Below are 15,123 nucleotides of genomic sequence, written 5' to 3'. Positions count from 1 at the left end.
GCCGAGCAGCCCGAACCCGAACAGGTTCAGGTGCCGGTCGCGGCCTTAGCTAGTCGGGGTCGATCTCCTCGGGGCGAACCCCCAGGAGATTCGCCACCTGTTCGACGACGACGCTGCGGATCAGCTGGGCCAGTTCCTCGACCCCGTTGGCCCGCAGCTCGAGCGGGCGGCGATACACCACAATGCGCGGTGACGGGCCCGAGGCTCCGGCCCGGCCCGGGAACAGCCGGGCCAGCGGCACGTCGCGGTCCTCCAGGACGTCGGTGTCGTAGGCGTTGACCTCGCCGGGGACATCCTCGACGGCGAACTCGACCCCGCCCAGTTTCTTGGGGCCGAACCGCTCGTTGTCGCCGACCACCCGCTCGACGTTCTCGACGGCTTCCAGAACCAGGGCGTCGAAGTTCTGCGCCCGGGTCTTGGCCATGGGCAATGCCGCGGGGACGAGTTGTCCACGTAGGCCGCGTCCGCGGCGATCCCGATGGCGCACGCGGACTAGCGTAGAGGAGCGATGACGGTCCGGCCAAGATTGGCCGGTCGTCAGGAGTGTCTTGAAGCACGAGGTGAGCGAGATGAGCGGTGTGGCATCCCGAACCAGGTCGGGGCCGGTTGCCAAGGCGGGCAACCCGGGGCGGAGACGGCGTGTCGCCGTCATAACCGCTACCGAATCAGCCGATCGAGCGATAGCGTTCCGGCCGTGAGGTCGCATCGACGTTGTTCCCGCAATGGCTGCCGCGAATCGGCGGTGGCCACCCTTACGTACGTCTACGTTGATTCCACCGCCGTGGTGGGTCCGCTGGCCACGACCCAGGAGCCGCACACCTACGACCTGTGCGAGGACCACGCCCGCAAGCTCACCGCGCCCCGGGGCTGGGACCTGGTGCGGCATGTGGACGACTACGCGGCCCCGATGCCCTCGGGCGACGACCTGGTCGCGCTGGCCGACGCCGTCCGGGAATCGGCTCGCACCCGGGCCCGGCCGCCGGAGAACCCGACGCCGCCACGCCGACCCACCGAACCCTCCCGTGGCCGCCCGCACCTGCGGGTGGTGGGAGGTGGCGCCGATACCGACGGCACGCAACCACCGCAGCGACCCTGAGCCCCGGTACTCTCGTTGGCGTTGTCAGCGATACCAGGAAGGTGTGCGGCGTGCCTGATCTAGGCGGCATTGTCAAGGCGTACGACATTCGCGGTCTGGTCCCCGAACAGTGGGACGAGGACGTGGCGGCGGCCTTCGGGGCCGCCTTCGTCTCGGTGACCGGTGTGGACACCGTCGTCATCGCCCGGGACATGCGCGAATCGGGGGTGGGACTGTCGGCGGCGTTCGCGCGGGCCGCTGCCGCCGCTGGGGCCGACGTCCTCGACGCGGGGCTGTGCTCCACCGACGAGCTCTACTACGTGTCCGGCTCCCGTGACATCGCCGGGGCCATGTTCACCGCCAGCCACAACCCGGCCGTCTACAACGGCATCAAGCTGTGCCTGCCGGGAGCCCGTCCGATCAGTATGGACACCGGGCTGGCCGCGATCCGCGACAAGGCACAGGCCATTCTGGACGGCCACCCGGCGCCCGCGGCGGACAAGCCCGGAACCGTGACCGCCCAGGACTTCCTGGAGGGCTACGCGGCCCACCTGCGCGGCCTGGTCGACCTGTCCGGGATCCGCGACCTCAACGTCGTCATCGACGCGGGCAACGGCATGGCCGGGCACACCGTGCCCGCCGTCCTGGGTCCGGTCGACGCGCTGAGCGTCGTCCCGATGTACTTCGAGCTGGACGGCAACTTCCCCAACCACGAGGCCAACCCGCTGGAACCGGCCAACCTGGTCGACCTGCAGAAGGCCGTCGTGGAACGCGGAGCCGACCTGGGCCTGGCCTTCGACGGCGACGCCGACCGCTGCTTCGTCGTCGACGAACGCGGGGAACCGGTGTCGCCCAGCGCGATCACGGCCCTGGTCGCCGAGGCCGAACTGGCCCGGCACCCCGGCTCGACCGTCATCCACAACCTCATCACCTCCCGCGCGGTACCCGAGGTCATCACCGAGAACGGCGGCAAGGCCGTGCGTACCCGGGTGGGGCACTCCTTCATCAAGGCCGAGATGGCCAAGGCCGACGCCGTGTTCGGCGGCGAGCACTCCGCCCACTACTACTTCCGCGACTTCTGGTTCGCCGACACCGGCATGCTGGCCGCGATGTTCGTGCTGCGGGCGCTGGGCAACGCCTCGGTTCCACTGTCGGACCTGGTGGCGTCCTACGACCGCTACGTGTCCTCCGGCGAGATCAACTCCACCGTCGCCGACCAGTCCGCGAAGCTCAGCGAGGTCGAGGAGTACTACGCCGACCGCGCCGGTACCAGCGTCGACCACCTCGACGGCCTGACCATCACCTTCGCCGACGGCGCCTGGCTGAACCTGCGTCCGTCCAACACCGAGCCGCTGCTGCGCTTGAACGCCGAGGCCCCCACCGTCGAGCGCATGCGGGAACTGCGCGACGAGGTGCTGGCCCAGGTGCGCCGCTGAGAAAGGATGAACGCCATGCCCACACTCGACCCCGCGCTGCTCGAGGTGCTGGCCTGCCCGGACACCCATCACGCTCCGTTGACCTATGATTCCGCTGCACAGACCTTGACCTGCACCGAATGCCGCCGGATCTTCCGGATCGACGACGGCATCCCGGTGCTGCTGCTGGACGAGGCGACCGAGCCGAAGCCGGGCGATGGTGCTGTGCCGGAAGACGCGAATACCGAGGGGGAGTAGTGGACGATGGCATGGCGGGGGTTTCGGGAGACCGCAACGCCGACCCGGCGCGGATCGATTCCGAGGAGAGCCTGGCCCGGCTGGACCCGGGCGGTTCGCTGCGGGCCGTGGCCTCGGCCGGGCCGCAGCTGCGGGAGGTCGGGCAACTGGCCGCCGAGGCCGACCTGGCCCAACTGTCCGAGGGCGGCAGGCCCCGGGCCGTGGTGGTCGCCGGCGTCGGCACCGCCGCCCGCACCGGTGACATCCTGACCACAGTGGCCGGTCCACGGTGTCCGGTGCCGGTGCTCGCGCACCGCAGCGCCGGGATACCCGGCTGGGTCGGTGCCGCCGACGTCGTCATCGCCGTTTCGGCCTCGGGCCGCAGTCCCGAGGCGCTGGCCGCCGCCGAGGCCGGAGCCCGCCGTGGCGCCCGGCTGGTCGCCATCGGCGCCCCCGACTCCCCGTTGCAGGCCGTGGCCGAACGGGCCCGCGCCCCCTACATCCCGGTGCCGCGCCGCGCCCCGGCCCGGTTGAGCCTGTGGGCGCTGACCGTTCCGGTGCTGCTGGCCGGACGCGCCTGCGGCATGGTGCGCATCGCCGAGGCCGACATCGCCGAGGCCGCCGCCCGGCTGGACGCCGACGCCGAACGCTGCAAGCCGCTCAACGACTCCTTCGTCAACCCCGCCAAGGCGCTGGCCCTCGACCTGGCCGGGGCGATCCCGGTGGTGTGGGGCTCCTCGCCGCTGGCCGGGGTGGCCGCGCGCCGCTTCGGCGACATGCTGGCCGCCAACGCCCGCTACCCGGTCGTGTCCGGTGAACTCGGCGAGGTCGGCCGCGGCCGCGTCGGACTGCTGGACGGCGTCTTCGGGTCCCTCGCCGAAGGCGAGCGCGACATCTTCGCCGACCCCGACGACCAGGCCACCGACGGCGGCACCCGGTTGCGGATCGTGCTGCTGCGCGACGACGGGCTGGAGAACGACGAGGACAACCCGCCGCCGGACACCCGGCGCGCGGACGCGGTCGCCGAACTGGCCGACCGACGCGGCATCCGCTGCGACACCTTCGCCGCCGAGGGCGGCAGCGCCCTGGAGCGACTCGCCTCGCTGATCGCGGTGCCCGACTTCGCGTCGGTCTACCTGGCGCTGGCCCACGGACTCGACCCGCACTCGGTCCCGGCCGTCAGCGAGATGAAGGACTTCACCCAGAACTTCGGCGAGGTCAGCGAAGGCTGACCCGCCGCACCGCCCCCCGACATTAACCACTAAGGACGATCATTCATGAGTGCTGAAGGCGGCACCAAGGCCATTGTCGCCGCGCTGGCGGCCAACCTGGGCATCGCGGCGACCAAGCTGGGAGCCTGGGCGCTGACCATGTCCTCCTCGATGCTCGCCGAGTCGATCCACTCGCTGGCCGACTCCGGCAACCAGGCACTGCTGCTGGTGGGCGGCAAGCGTTCCAAGCGCGGCGCCACCGCCCAGCACCCGTTCGGCTACGGCCGGGAACGCTATATCTACGCGTTCATCGTGTCGATCGTCCTGTTCAGCGTCGGTGGTCTGTTCGCGCTGTGGGAAGGGCAGCACAAGATCTCGGACACCCTGGCCGGCAAGCCGGACACGCTGCTGGAGTCGCAGTGGTGGTGGGTGCCGATCGCGGTGCTGGTCGTGGCCATCGGCCTGGAGACCTACTCCTTCTACACCGCGATCTCCGAGTCGCGGAAGGCCAAGGGCAAGACCTCCTGGGTCAACTTCATCCGGCGCGCCAAGGCCCCCGAACTGCCGGTGGTGCTGCTGGAGGACGCCGCCGCGCTGCTGGGCCTGATCCTGGCGCTGTTCGGCGTCGGGCTGTCGCTCATCACCGGCGACGGCATCTGGGACGGCATCTTCACGCTGTCCATCGGTCTGCTGCTGGTGATCATCGCCATCATCCTGGCCATCGAGACCAAGAGCCTGCTTTTGGGCGAGTCGGCCACCGACGAACACATCGCCGCCATCGAGAAGGCCATCCTCGACGGCGACGACGTCGACGCCATCATCCACATGAAGACGCTGCACCTGGGCCCCGACGAGCTGCTGGTGGCCGCCAAGTTCGCCGTCAAGCACGACGAGACCGCCGCTCAGGTGGCCCGCGAGATCGACGCCGTCGAGGCCCGGATCCGCGCCGCCGTGCCCATCGCGCGGGCGATCTACCTCGAACCCGACCTGTACCGACCCGCGAAGGCCGGCGGAGATTCATGAGCCTCTAACCCGCATGGGTTAGAGTCGACGCCGCCCGTGACCAGAACGAGATACGAGGGAGAATGGTCACTGTGGAACTCCTCAACGGAGCGATTCGGCCGTACGCATGGGGGTCCCGCACCGCGATAGCGGCGCTACAGGGACGGTCGATGCCCAGCTCAACGCCCGAGGCCGAGCTGTGGTTCGGCGCCCACCCGGCCGACCCGTCCCGGCTGCCCGACGGCCGTGACCTCAACGAGGCCATCGCCAAGGCACCCGAGGCGCTGTTGGGCGCCGAGACGGTCGCCGAGTTCGGCGCCCGGCTGCCCTACCTGCTGAAGGTGCTGGCCGCCGAACAGCCGCTGTCGCTTCAGGCCCACCCCGACGCCGACCAGGCCATCGAGGGCTTCACCCGCGAGGACGAGGCCGGGGTGCCGCTGGGCACCCCCGAGCGCAACTACGTCGACGCCTTCCACAAGCCCGAGCTGCTGTGCGCCGTCAGCGAGTTCGAGGCGCTGTGCGGCTTCCGCGACCCGCAACTGTCCGCCGAGGTCATCGAGACCCTGGGCGTGCCCGGCCTGGAGTCCATCGTCGCGCTGCTGCGCCAGGACGACGCCGCGCAGGGGCTGCGCGAGGCCGTCACGACGCTGCTGACGCTGCCCGCCGACCACCGCGAGGAACTGGTCCGGCAGGCGACCCTGTCGGCCGAGCGGCTCGCCGACACCGACTCGCCGCACGCGTTCGACTTCGCCCTGGTCGCCGACCTGGGCAAGCGCTACCCCAGCGACGCGGGCACCATCGTGGCGCTGCTGCTGCACCACATCACGCTGCAACCCGGCCAGGCGATCTACATGCCCGCGGGCAACCTGCACGCCTACCTGCGCGGCGTCGGCGTCGAGCTGATGGCCGCCAGCGACAACGTGCTGCGCGGCGGGCTGACCGGCAAGCACGTCGACGTCCCCGAACTCCTGCGCGTGCTGCGCTTCGAGGTCCTGGGCGACCCCATCTCCCCGGCCCGCGAGGCCGGAGGGGGCATCGTCGACTGGCCGGTGCCCAGCCGCGAGTTCCGGCTCTCACGGCTGCGCCTGGAGGCCGACTCGGGCCAGCGCACCCTGCCGGTCAACGGCCCCTCGATCATCCTGTGCTGGTCGGGCCAGATCCGGCTCGACGACGGGGTGTCACCAATCACCCTCCAGCCCGGCCAAGCGGCTTTCGCCCCGGCCGACACGCCGACGATCTACGCTTCCGGCTTCGGCGACAGCTACTGCGCCGGTCTCGGAACTGGCCACTGACCAGCACTCGCGTTATTTTTGACCGATCGGCCCATTGCGTTTGGCCAACCCGGCAAAATTTTTTTGAGAAAGTTCTAGTAAATCCTTGACAGAGTGATCTCTATAAGTCATTCTTTACATACGCAGCGTCACCGATGCGAGGTCACAGAACCGCATCCGCGACGCGCGGGGGAACCAAACCGGGGGGAGTGCCGGGCAGTCTGGGGTGGCTGCCCGGCACGTTCCGTTTCCGGGAGGGGTCTGCTCGGGCTACGCCCTCGCCATTGGAAACTCCACTCCTTTTTTGCACGGCGAAGCCGTGCCCACGGGGCTCCGCCCCGTGCTCCCCGCCAAGGGGTTCCACCCCCTGGACCCCCGCCAGGGGGCGAAGCCCCCTGGACCCCCACGCTGGCTCACTCGTACGGGGCGTGGGCAAGCCTTGGAGTCTGGCGCTTTTCGCTCAGCTCCGCCCACGACGCAGTCGTGGGCTAGAGGTAGGGCGGGCGGAATTCTTTGGTGTCGTTGGGTTTGCCGTCGATGATGGCCGGGCCGGTTTCGGGTTCGTTGGGGAGCAGGGTCATCAGCGTTTTGGGGTTGGAGCTGTTGAGGTAGCCGTCTACCGTGCCGTTGCTGCTGGAGAGGGCGTCGGCGAGGGTCTGTTCTTGTTCGTCCATGAGTGGGCGCAGCTCTTGGGCGGCGTTGATGAAGCTTTGGAAGATCTCGGAGACGGTCTTGCCCGAGATGGACTGGCTGTACTCGTGGGCGCCCTTGGCTCCGGTGGCGGAGCCGTTGACCAGGGAGAGGCCCAGTCGGTAGGCGCCCGCGCCCCAGTCCTTCATGACTCCCGCGATCGAGCCCACGATGACCAGGAAGAACTGGGTCTTGGCCGCTTTGTCGCCGTCGTAGGAGTCGACGACCTTTTTGGTCTCGTCCAGGAGTTTCTTGGCGTCGATGCGGCCCGAGCGCAGGATGTTCTCGTAGGCCCACATGGACAGTCGCAGTTCGTCGACGACCTCGATCTGGTTGTTGACCGCGTCGGGGAACGGGACCAGGAAGTTGTCGTAGAAGGAGTCGCGCGCCTTGCCCTCCCAGTCCTCGATCATGGGGGTCAGGCCCTGGACCGCGGTGACCTGGCCGGACTTCAGCGAGGTGCGGATCATGCCGAGGTCGTCGGCCATCGTTTTGGGGCCCAAGGGGTCTGGGTAGCAGAAGTGCTTGAAGTAGGGAACGATCCAGGTGAAGCAGTTCTCGGGCCACGGCGGTTCGTGCATGGCGGCCTTCTCGCGCACCGCGGCTTCGAGGGCCTTGGCGGAGGCCACGATCTCGTCCTCGGACGGGGTGTGCTTGGCGTCGAGGCCGTTGCGGATCGCGTGGTCCAAATCGTCTTTAGACAATGGGGGTCCTTAGTACGGCAGGGGTTTGACCAGGTCGTCGCCGGTGGGGCTTTCGTAGTAGTCCTTGGGTTTGGGGGTGGTGTGGGTCGGCGCGTCGGGGACTACGGGGGGGCCGATCTTGTCGAGTTGCTCCCGTTCGCGGTCGATGGCGTCGCGGGCTCTGCCGTCGCGGTCGGCGTAGTCGTCGGCGATCTGCATGAGGGCCTCGCCCGCCTTGACGAGGTTGGCGCGGGTCTTGTGGATGATGCGGTTCTGCAGGGTGTCGCGCAGTCGGGTCCACTGTGGTTGCAGCTTGCCGAGGTCGGTGTGCTCCAGGGGCTGGTCGACGCCCATGGGGGCGGTGACCCTGCCGCTGACGCTGGTGCGCAGGAAGCCGCTCTCGTCGAAGCCGGTGGTCCAGCCGGACTTCTGACCGGCGTCGCCGTACTGGGCGGCGGCCTCGGGGAGGGTGTAGGCACCGGCTTTCCACAGTTTGGTCAATTCACCCGCGACCGTCATGGGATGCTGCCCTTCGTTGCCATGGTTTACCGAATGTGATGTAAGTCATTGTCGAAAAGTGACCGAGGTGGAAACGATTGTGGATAGTCGGAATGCTAGCAGTGGAAAGTGGTCATTAGAATGGCAATATTCGTATAACTGCGCAGGTCAAGCCGTATATAAATGGAGACTTGAGAAGGGTAATTCTGGATGAATATTGCGGAAAGATTGGACAAGCTTTCCATTAGGTCAAGTTCTCCGGATGGCAATATCCGTTCGATTCTGACGGGGCGCACTAATCTCAAGCTGGAGTTTCGGTCCGGTGGTTATGAGGCGTATACCGAACGCGAACTTGAACATCAGTTGTCGCGGTTGGCGACCTTGACGTGGACGAGCTATCGGCGTGGCTACACCGAGATCGTGACCTCGGCGGGCCTGGAGGTCGTGTTCGAGCCCGGCGACGAGTGGAACTCCCACGACCGCGAGTACCAACAGGCGCGGCTGGAGGTCGAGGGCCGGGGTGAGTCGGGCGACGGCACCGTCCGCACCCGGACGCAGGCGTTGTTGCGCTGGCAGTTCAAGATCAAGGACGGGACGGTGAAGCGGCTGCCCGAGGCCGACTTCACCCGGGAGGTGCTGGTGGCCGTGCGGCTGGCGATCAAGGACTACCGGTCCCAGTCGTCCGAGTTGCGGCAGAAGTACTTCGGTCCCGGGTTCGCGATGGGAGGCTGATCCGCCGACGTCAGTCGGCGGCGTTGGTGCGCTCCAGGGCGGTTTCGTAGGCGAGCAGGGTGTCGATGAACAGCCGTCGCTGCTCGGGCGTGAGCGGGTCAAGCGCCTGGTGCCAGGCTCGGGCGCCGTTGGCCAGCCAGGTCTCGATGTCGGGGCGCGTCGCGTCGGTGATGTCGATGATGCGGCGACGGCGGTCGTTCTCGTCCTCCAGCCGGGTCAGGACGTTCTTGCGGCTCAGTTCGCTGACCATCAGGCTCACCGTCGTCGGCGCGACCTCCAGCCGGTTGGCGAGCTGGTTGACCGTCATCGGGCCGTCGAACAGCATCAGGGCCAGCATCGACAGGTGGCGCGGACTCAGTTCCAGCGAGCGCAGCTGTTCGGGGACGGGGATGCGTTTCACACGACCGACCATGCGCGGCATGAGCAGCAGCAATGCCCGCACCGCCTCGTCGAGGTCCGGATCCTGCCCGGCCGGACGCCGCTTGCTGCTTGTCATCGGCCCACTTCCGATATAGCTTTGCTGTCAAAACTAATTTGCTTCCAAATCAAATTAGTGTACCCCTCATGCTATCTACCAGGGCTTTCCGACGCTTCGCGACGGAGCTCGCGAAGGAGCAGTGCCATGACCGTCCTCGTCACCGGAGCAAGCGGCAACATCGGCAGCCGGGTCGTGTCCACTTTGGCGGACACCGGATTCGCGGTGCGGGCCGCCGCGCGCGAAGCCGCCGCACTCGAGGTGCCGGACGGCGTCGAGACCGTCAGCCTCGACATCGGTCAGCCGGGTGACGCCACGGCGGTGCTCGACGGCGTCGACACGATCTTCCTCTACCCCATTCGATCGGGCAGCCCGGAAGCACTGCTGGCGGCGGCCCGCGAAGCCGGGGTGCGGCACGTGGTGCTGCTGTCATCACCCGGGTCCTGGGACGCTGGCGAACACGACCGCGTCATCGGGCAGGTCCATCAGGGCATCGAACGGACGCTGTCGGCCTCGGGGCTCGACCACACGGTGCTCTATCCCAGCTGGCTGGCCAGCAACGCGCGCCGCGACTGGGCGAACGACATCCGCGACAGCGGCCGGGTCCGGCTCGCCTTCGCCGACGCGCACGTGAACCCGATCCACATCGACGACGTCGCCGAGGTGGCCGCCGACCTGCTGACCCGGGAACGGTTCCGGGGCCGGATGCAGGTGCTCACCGGGCCGGAATCAATGCGGCTGCGCGACGTCGTGTCCGTCCTGGGCGAAGCGTTGGACCGGCCGATCGGACTGGACGAGCTGACCCGCGAGCAGGCACTGGCCGAACGTCCGCCGCACCTGCCCGAGGCGGTGCTGGAGACGCTGCTGGACGTCATGGCCGCGGCCGTCGACGTCCCGGCGCTGGTCAACAACAACGTCGAGCGGATCACCGGTCACCCGGCCCGGCCCTTCGGCCAGTGGGTGAGCGAACAGCGGGTCGCCTTCGCCGCCTAGCGCGCGGGTTCGACAAGTTCGACGAGGACACCACCGGCGTCCTTGGGGTGGATGAAGTTGATGCGCGAGTCGGCGGTGCCCCGGCGGGGCTCGTCGTAGAGGAGCCGGATGTTCTTGGCGCGCAGGCTGGCGCAGGCCGCGTCGATGTCGGCCACGGTGTAGGCCAGTTGCTGGAGGCCGGGGCCCTTCCTGTCCAGGAACTTGGCGATCGTGGAGGCGGGGTCGGTGGGCGCCAGCAGCTGGATCCGGGTGGTGCCGCCGCCGATGGCGATCATGGCCTCGCGCACACCCTGTTCGTCGTTCTGTTCAACGTGGACGCATTCGCCGCCGAGGATGTCCTCGTAGAACCGGATCGCCGCGTCGAGGTCGGCCACGGCCACGCCGACGTGATCCACACCAAGCAGCCCCACGGGTTTGATTTCAGCCATGCCCCTTAGTCTGGCTTAAGGTCAGTGAATCTCGATCTGGAGGTCGACATGACAGGCGACGATCGCACCACGAGTGTTCTTGTCGCGGGCGCCCGCACCCCGAACGGCAAACTGCTCGGCGGGCTGGGGGACATCCCGGCCACCAAGCTCGGATCCCACGCCATCGCCGCCGCGCTGACGCGCGCCGGGGTGGACGCCGGGCAGGTGGAGTACGTGATCCTGGGGCAGGTCCTGCAGGCCGGCGCCGGTCAGAACCCGGCTCGCCAGGCCGCCGCCGGTGCCGGAATTCCGCTGACGATCCCGTCGCTGAACGTCAACAAGGTGTGCCTGTCCGGGCTGACCGCGATCGCGATGGCCGACCAGCTGATCCGGGCCGGTGAGATCGAGATCGCCGTCGCCGGGGGCATGGAGTCGATGACGCTGGCGCCGCACCTGCTCACCGGGCAGCGCAAGGGATACAAGTACGGCGACGTGACGATGGCCGACCACATGGCCCTGGACGGCCTGACCGACGCCTACGAGCACATCCCGATGGGGGAGTCGACCGAGAACCACAACACGAAGCTGGGGATCGGGCGGGCCGAGCAGGACGAGTTCGCCGCCGCCTCGCACGTGCGCGCCGCCGCGGCGCAGAAGAACGGCCGCTTCGATCGTGAGATCGCGGCCTTCGAGGTGCCGCAGCGCAAGGGCGACCCGATCGTGGTCTCCGCCGACGAGGGCGTGCGGGCCGACACCACCCCCGAGGTGCTGGCGCGGCTGCGGCCGTCGTTCACCAAGGACGGCACCATCACGGCGGGCAACTCCTCGCCGATCTCGGACGGGGCCGCCGCCGTCGTCGTCATGAGCAAGGCGAAGGCGAACGAGCTGGGGCTTGAGTACCTGGCCGAGATCGGGGCGCACGGCATGGTCGCCGGTCCCGACACCTCGCTGCACTCGCAGCCGTCCCGGGCGATCCAGGCCGCGCTGGCCAAGTCCGGCAAGTCTACTTCGGACCTCTCGGTCATCGAGATCAACGAGGCCTTCGCCGCGGTGGGGATCCAGTCCACCCGGGACCTGGGCGTCGACCCGCAGATCGTCAACCCCAACGGGGGCGCCATCGCTCTGGGGCACCCGATCGGGGCCTCCGGAGCCCGGCTGGCGCTGACCCTCGCCCACGAGCTGCGCGAGCGCGGCGGCGGGCTCGGTGCCGCGGCCCTGTGCGGCGGCGGTGGACAGGGCGACGCACTGCTGCTGAGGGTGTCTTGAGCGACATCGAGAACCTGGCCCGCCGGGCCGCCGACGGCGACCCGCGCGCGCTGGGCCGTCTGATCACGGTCGTCGAGAACGGCGGTGAAGGCGTTCGCGCCGTCGCCGCCACCCTGGCGCCGCTGACCGGACAGTCGCAGGTCATCGGATTGACCGGTTCGCCCGGCGTGGGCAAGTCGACCACGACCACGGCGCTGGTGTCGACGTTCCGTTCGGCGGGCAAACGCGTCGCGGTGCTGGCCGTCGACCCGTCCAGTCCGTTCACCGGCGGCGCCATCCTCGGCGACCGGGTGCGGATGCAGGAGCACGCCCTCGACGAGGGTGTCTACATTCGATCGATGTCCTCGCGGGGACATCTGGGCGGGCTGGCCGCCGCCACCCCGCAGGCCGTGCGGGTGCTGGAGGCGTGCGGCTTCGACGTCATCCTCATCGAGACGGTGGGGGTCGGGCAGGCCGAGGTCGAGATCGCCGGGCTCGCCGACACCACCCTGGTGCTGCTGGCGCCCGGCATGGGCGACGGCATCCAGGCGGTCAAGGCCGGGATCCTCGAGGTCGCCGACATCTTCGTCATCAACAAGGCCGACCGCGACGGCGCCGACGCCACCTTCCGCGACATCCGTTCCATGATGGCGCTGGTGACCCGGGAGCCGCACGAGTGGCGGCAGCCGATCGTCAAGACCATCGCCCACCGGGAAGAGGGCATCGACGAAGTCGTCGGCGCCATCGAGAAACACCACCAGTGGCTCGACGAGCACGGCGAACTGCGTCGCCGTCGGGAAGCCCGCGCCAAGGCCGAGATCTCGGCGATCGTGCTGGGCGCGCTGGCGCGCAAGTACCGGGTGGACGAGACGCTGGCGGGCCGGGTCGCCGGAGGCGAACTGGACCCGTACGCGGCCGCCGACGAGATCCTCGACCGCTGAACCCGCCGGTCCTCAGTCGGGGCAGGTCGACCAGCGAAGCCCGTCCGGATCGACGTCGTCGAGGTCGGTGCGTCCGCCTTCCGGGAACAGCCGCAGTTTGCCCTTTTTGGTGATCTCGAGGTTGAACTCGGTGTCGATGATCTCGCATTCGGCCGTTGAGGTGGCGGTGACGCCGTCTTCGGTGCCGGTCGCGGTGAGTTTCACTGTGCCGCGCTGCCGGTCGGATATGGCGAAGACGGTCGCGTCGTGGACCGCCGTGATGACGGGATAGTCGATCACCTTCCACTTGACGTTCTTGACGGAGTCCTCGTCGTAGGCATAGCCGGGCTTGTCCGGGATGAGAACGTACTCGGCGCCGAACGGGCATCCGGGCGTCAGGGCCTTGGTCTTCTTCGCGCAGTCGTCGATGTAGTCGTTGACGAGTTTCTGCGCGGTCTTCTGGCCAGACTTCGTCAGGGTCATCGCGGGGAGTTTCACCGGGTTCACGCCGTAACTAACGTCGTCTCCCCCGAAGCCCACGTTGAGGTTCCCGGTCAGCAGGGGGATGGTGGGGGCGTCGTAGTCGATGACCTTCGGAACCGATTCGTAGAACCGGTAGGCGCCGGGGAACAGCAGGAAGGTCGCTTCGCTGACGTGGTCCTCAGGGGCCTCGTAGCCGGTGATGTTCTTCTTGGCGCCGTTGACATCGACGTACGGCACCAATGACGGCGAGAAGACGGCGGTGACGTAGGGATCGATGATGTCCCAGCTACCGTCGTCGTTGTTGTGGACCTGGAAGGTGTGCGTCGCGCGTTCGCCGTCAGGGGTTGAGATCGTCGTCTTCACATAGGCGGTCAGCGTGTCCGCGGTGACCTCTCCCGTCGACTTCACCGTGTCGATGGACCATTCGGCACCGAGGGCGTCGTCGGCGAGGAAGCGGGTGCTGGCTTCGTCGTCGACCGCGGAAGTCCCGTCGTCGCCCTCGGCGAGTTCGCGGGCGCGGCTCGCGTCGCCGTCGCGGATGGCGGTGAGGTAGTCGCGAATCGTCGCCGCGGCGGGATCGGTGAGTTGTGGCCACACCAGGTAGGTGACCAGTGCGAGCAGCGCGACGACCGCGACGGGGGCCGTGATCAGAATCCACCGCTTGCGGTGCGTACGCAGCGAGGCGCGGAGGCGGCGACCGGCGGGTGCGAAGGTGTTCACGGCAACGAGATTAGGGCCGGTTGTCAAGTCGCCGTTCGGGTTGCGTGGGGCCGCTATCCTCGCCGCCAGCGATGACCGCCGAATGTGGAGATCCCATGACGACGCCAGACCCCGTCTCGGACGAGACGCCGCAGGCCGATCCCGACGGAACCCCGCGGGTCGATCAGGACTCGCCGCCGCTCATCGCACCGGCGAATCGGCCACGCGCGATTCTGATTCTCGTGATCGGGCTCGCCGCCCTGGTCTGGTTTTGTTCCGGGATGCCGTTCGACGATACGCCGCCGCACCTCAGCACGCCGTCCCCGGAATCGACCGACACGGTCCCGCCGGACGCGCCGCCAACCGACAAGCCGTCCGACGACGGCGAAGTGAGGATTGTGGAGAAGGGATACCAGCCCCTGGTGGATGTCGCGGGAGAACCGCAGGTCAGCTGGGGTGCCATGGTCGAGAACACCAGCGAGGAGATGGTGGCGGTCGTGACCCTGAAGCTGGCGATCCTCGACGGTGACGGCAAGTCCCTGAACAAGGAGCACGGCGACTACGATCTCGACCCGACCGTGCCCGTGATTCTTCCGGGACAACGCGTCGGCATCGGCGATGTGGTCTATATGGACAGTTCGGGGGTCGCGAAGGTCAAACTCGACGTGGCTGACGTGCGGTGGTATCCGGTCGACGGCCAGACGGGGGCCTTCGCCGAACTCAAGGTAAGCAAGGTCAAGGGCTCATGGGTGAACCAGGGGCAGGAGGTTCCCTACTGGGGCGACGACGAGATCGGCGCGTACGCCGATGAGCGCGGCGACCTGCTGCTGCGGTTTCGGGTGGACTCCGGATACGAGCGCATAGTTGAACGGCCCGGCGGGTGCGCGATCTTCCGCGACGACAACGGAAAGATCGTCGGAGCCTCGCCGCTCGAGGCGCTGAACCTCCGCGCCGAGATCCCGCCCGGCTGGTCGAAGCAGCACCTCATCGTCACTGACGGCCCGCCGGAGAACTTCGACGCATCGGCGACGAAGGTCTACGTGTACCCCAAGGGTTACTGAGCCGGGACGCGACAACGCGCCGCCGT

17 protein-coding genes are annotated in these 15,123 nt (G+C 68.3%); 11 read left to right on the top strand and 6 right to left on the bottom strand.

The genetic code is table 11. From position 1 onward, the window contains the following. Positions 1–49: 49 nt before the first annotated feature. Positions 50–487 carry a metallopeptidase family protein gene (locus SNAS_RS36420; RefSeq protein WP_244409081.1) on the bottom strand — a complete coding sequence of 146 codons (438 nt, stop codon included), beginning with the start codon at positions 485–487 and terminating at the stop codon, positions 50–52. A 207-nt stretch (positions 488–694) separates the two neighbouring features. Here SNAS_RS36420 and SNAS_RS29730 point away from each other — a divergent pair, with 207 nt between their 5' ends. The 6 genes from SNAS_RS29730 to manA all read left to right on the top strand — a co-directional run bounded on the left by SNAS_RS29730 (position 695) and on the right by manA (position 6,232). Beyond that, entirely contained in the window at positions 695–1,096 is a 402-nt protein-coding gene (locus SNAS_RS29730) for a DUF3499 domain-containing protein (RefSeq protein WP_013021208.1), read from the top strand. Between the two features lie 50 nt (positions 1,097–1,146). Then, entirely contained in the window at positions 1,147–2,511 is a 1,365-nt protein-coding gene (locus tag SNAS_RS29725) for a phosphomannomutase/phosphoglucomutase (RefSeq protein WP_013021207.1), read from the top strand. A 15-nt stretch (positions 2,512–2,526) separates the two neighbouring features. Continuing rightward, the gene (locus SNAS_RS29720) at positions 2,527–2,748 is read left to right on the top strand and encodes a Trm112 family protein (RefSeq protein ID WP_013021206.1); all 222 of its coding nucleotides are present in this window, start codon (positions 2,527–2,529) and stop codon (positions 2,746–2,748) included. Positions 2,749–2,759: 11 nt separating this feature from the next. Further along, the gene (locus tag SNAS_RS29715; protein ID WP_013021205.1) at positions 2,760–3,959 is read left to right on the top strand and encodes an SIS domain-containing protein; all 1,200 of its coding nucleotides are present in this window, start codon (positions 2,760–2,762) and stop codon (positions 3,957–3,959) included. A gap of 45 nt (positions 3,960–4,004) precedes the next feature. Continuing rightward, on the top strand, positions 4,005–4,961 hold the full coding sequence (locus SNAS_RS29710; protein ID WP_013021204.1) for a cation diffusion facilitator family transporter: 957 nt from the start codon (positions 4,005–4,007) through the stop codon (positions 4,959–4,961). A gap of 71 nt (positions 4,962–5,032) precedes the next feature. Beyond that, entirely contained in the window at positions 5,033–6,232 is a 1,200-nt protein-coding gene (gene manA / locus SNAS_RS29705; RefSeq protein ID WP_041627228.1) for a mannose-6-phosphate isomerase, class I, read from the top strand. A gap of 467 nt (positions 6,233–6,699) precedes the next feature. On the opposite strand, the gene SNAS_RS29700 is transcribed toward manA, so the two are convergent. Both SNAS_RS29700 and SNAS_RS29695 read right to left on the bottom strand, forming a co-directional pair. Then, positions 6,700–7,605: a hypothetical protein gene (locus tag SNAS_RS29700; RefSeq protein ID WP_013021202.1), complete on the bottom strand. Its 906-nt coding sequence runs from the start codon at positions 7,603–7,605 to the stop codon at positions 6,700–6,702. Positions 7,606–7,614: 9 nt separating this feature from the next. Beyond that, the gene (locus SNAS_RS29695) at positions 7,615–8,103 is read right to left on the bottom strand and encodes a hypothetical protein (RefSeq protein ID WP_013021201.1); all 489 of its coding nucleotides are present in this window, start codon (positions 8,101–8,103) and stop codon (positions 7,615–7,617) included. Positions 8,104–8,463: 360 nt separating this feature from the next. Here SNAS_RS29695 and SNAS_RS29690 point away from each other — a divergent pair, with 360 nt between their 5' ends. Then, positions 8,464–8,814, top strand: a complete 351-nt coding sequence (locus SNAS_RS29690; RefSeq protein WP_144300685.1) for a hypothetical protein — start codon at positions 8,464–8,466, stop codon at positions 8,812–8,814. Positions 8,815–8,824: 10 nt separating this feature from the next. Here SNAS_RS29690 and SNAS_RS29685 read toward each other — a convergent pair whose 3' ends face one another. After that, positions 8,825–9,310 (bottom strand): MarR family winged helix-turn-helix transcriptional regulator, encoded by a 486-nt coding sequence (locus tag SNAS_RS29685; protein WP_013021199.1) that lies wholly within the window; start codon positions 9,308–9,310, stop codon positions 8,825–8,827. Positions 9,311–9,436: 126 nt separating this feature from the next. Here SNAS_RS29685 and SNAS_RS29680 point away from each other — a divergent pair, with 126 nt between their 5' ends. Next, positions 9,437–10,282 (top strand): NAD(P)H-binding protein, encoded by an 846-nt coding sequence (locus SNAS_RS29680; protein WP_013021198.1) that lies wholly within the window; start codon positions 9,437–9,439, stop codon positions 10,280–10,282. On the opposite strand, the gene mce is transcribed toward SNAS_RS29680, so the two are convergent. After that, a complete protein-coding gene (gene mce, locus SNAS_RS29675; protein WP_013021197.1) occupies positions 10,279–10,710 on the bottom strand; it encodes a methylmalonyl-CoA epimerase in 432 nt (143 codons plus the stop codon). The two genes, SNAS_RS29680 and mce, sit on opposite strands and share 4 nt — an antisense overlap. A 48-nt stretch (positions 10,711–10,758) precedes the next feature. On the opposite strand from mce, the gene SNAS_RS29670 reads away from it, so the two are divergent. Next, positions 10,759–11,955: an acetyl-CoA C-acetyltransferase gene (locus tag SNAS_RS29670; RefSeq protein WP_013021196.1), complete on the top strand. Its 1,197-nt coding sequence runs from the start codon at positions 10,759–10,761 to the stop codon at positions 11,953–11,955. After that, positions 11,952–12,875, top strand: coding sequence for a methylmalonyl Co-A mutase-associated GTPase MeaB (gene meaB / locus SNAS_RS29665; protein ID WP_013021195.1), 924 nt, complete (start codon positions 11,952–11,954; stop codon positions 12,873–12,875). Before SNAS_RS29670 ends, meaB begins: the two co-directional genes overlap by 4 nt. Before the next feature lie 12 nt (positions 12,876–12,887). On the opposite strand, the gene SNAS_RS29660 is transcribed toward meaB, so the two are convergent. Further along, a complete protein-coding gene (locus tag SNAS_RS29660) occupies positions 12,888–14,057 on the bottom strand; it encodes a hypothetical protein (RefSeq protein WP_013021194.1) in 1,170 nt (389 codons plus the stop codon). Positions 14,058–14,152: 95 nt separating this feature from the next. Here SNAS_RS29660 and SNAS_RS29655 point away from each other — a divergent pair, with 95 nt between their 5' ends. Then, positions 14,153–15,097 carry a hypothetical protein gene (locus SNAS_RS29655; RefSeq protein WP_013021193.1) on the top strand — a complete coding sequence of 315 codons (945 nt, stop codon included), beginning with the start codon at positions 14,153–14,155 and terminating at the stop codon, positions 15,095–15,097. Positions 15,098–15,123: the final 26 nt, after the last annotated feature.

This window comes from Stackebrandtia nassauensis DSM 44728, from assembly GCF_000024545.1.
GTDB lineage: Bacteria > Actinomycetota > Actinomycetes > Mycobacteriales > Micromonosporaceae > Stackebrandtia > Stackebrandtia nassauensis.
The sequence above is the reverse complement of the archived record's forward strand: the minus strand, read 5'-3'. Positions and strand labels throughout refer to the sequence as shown.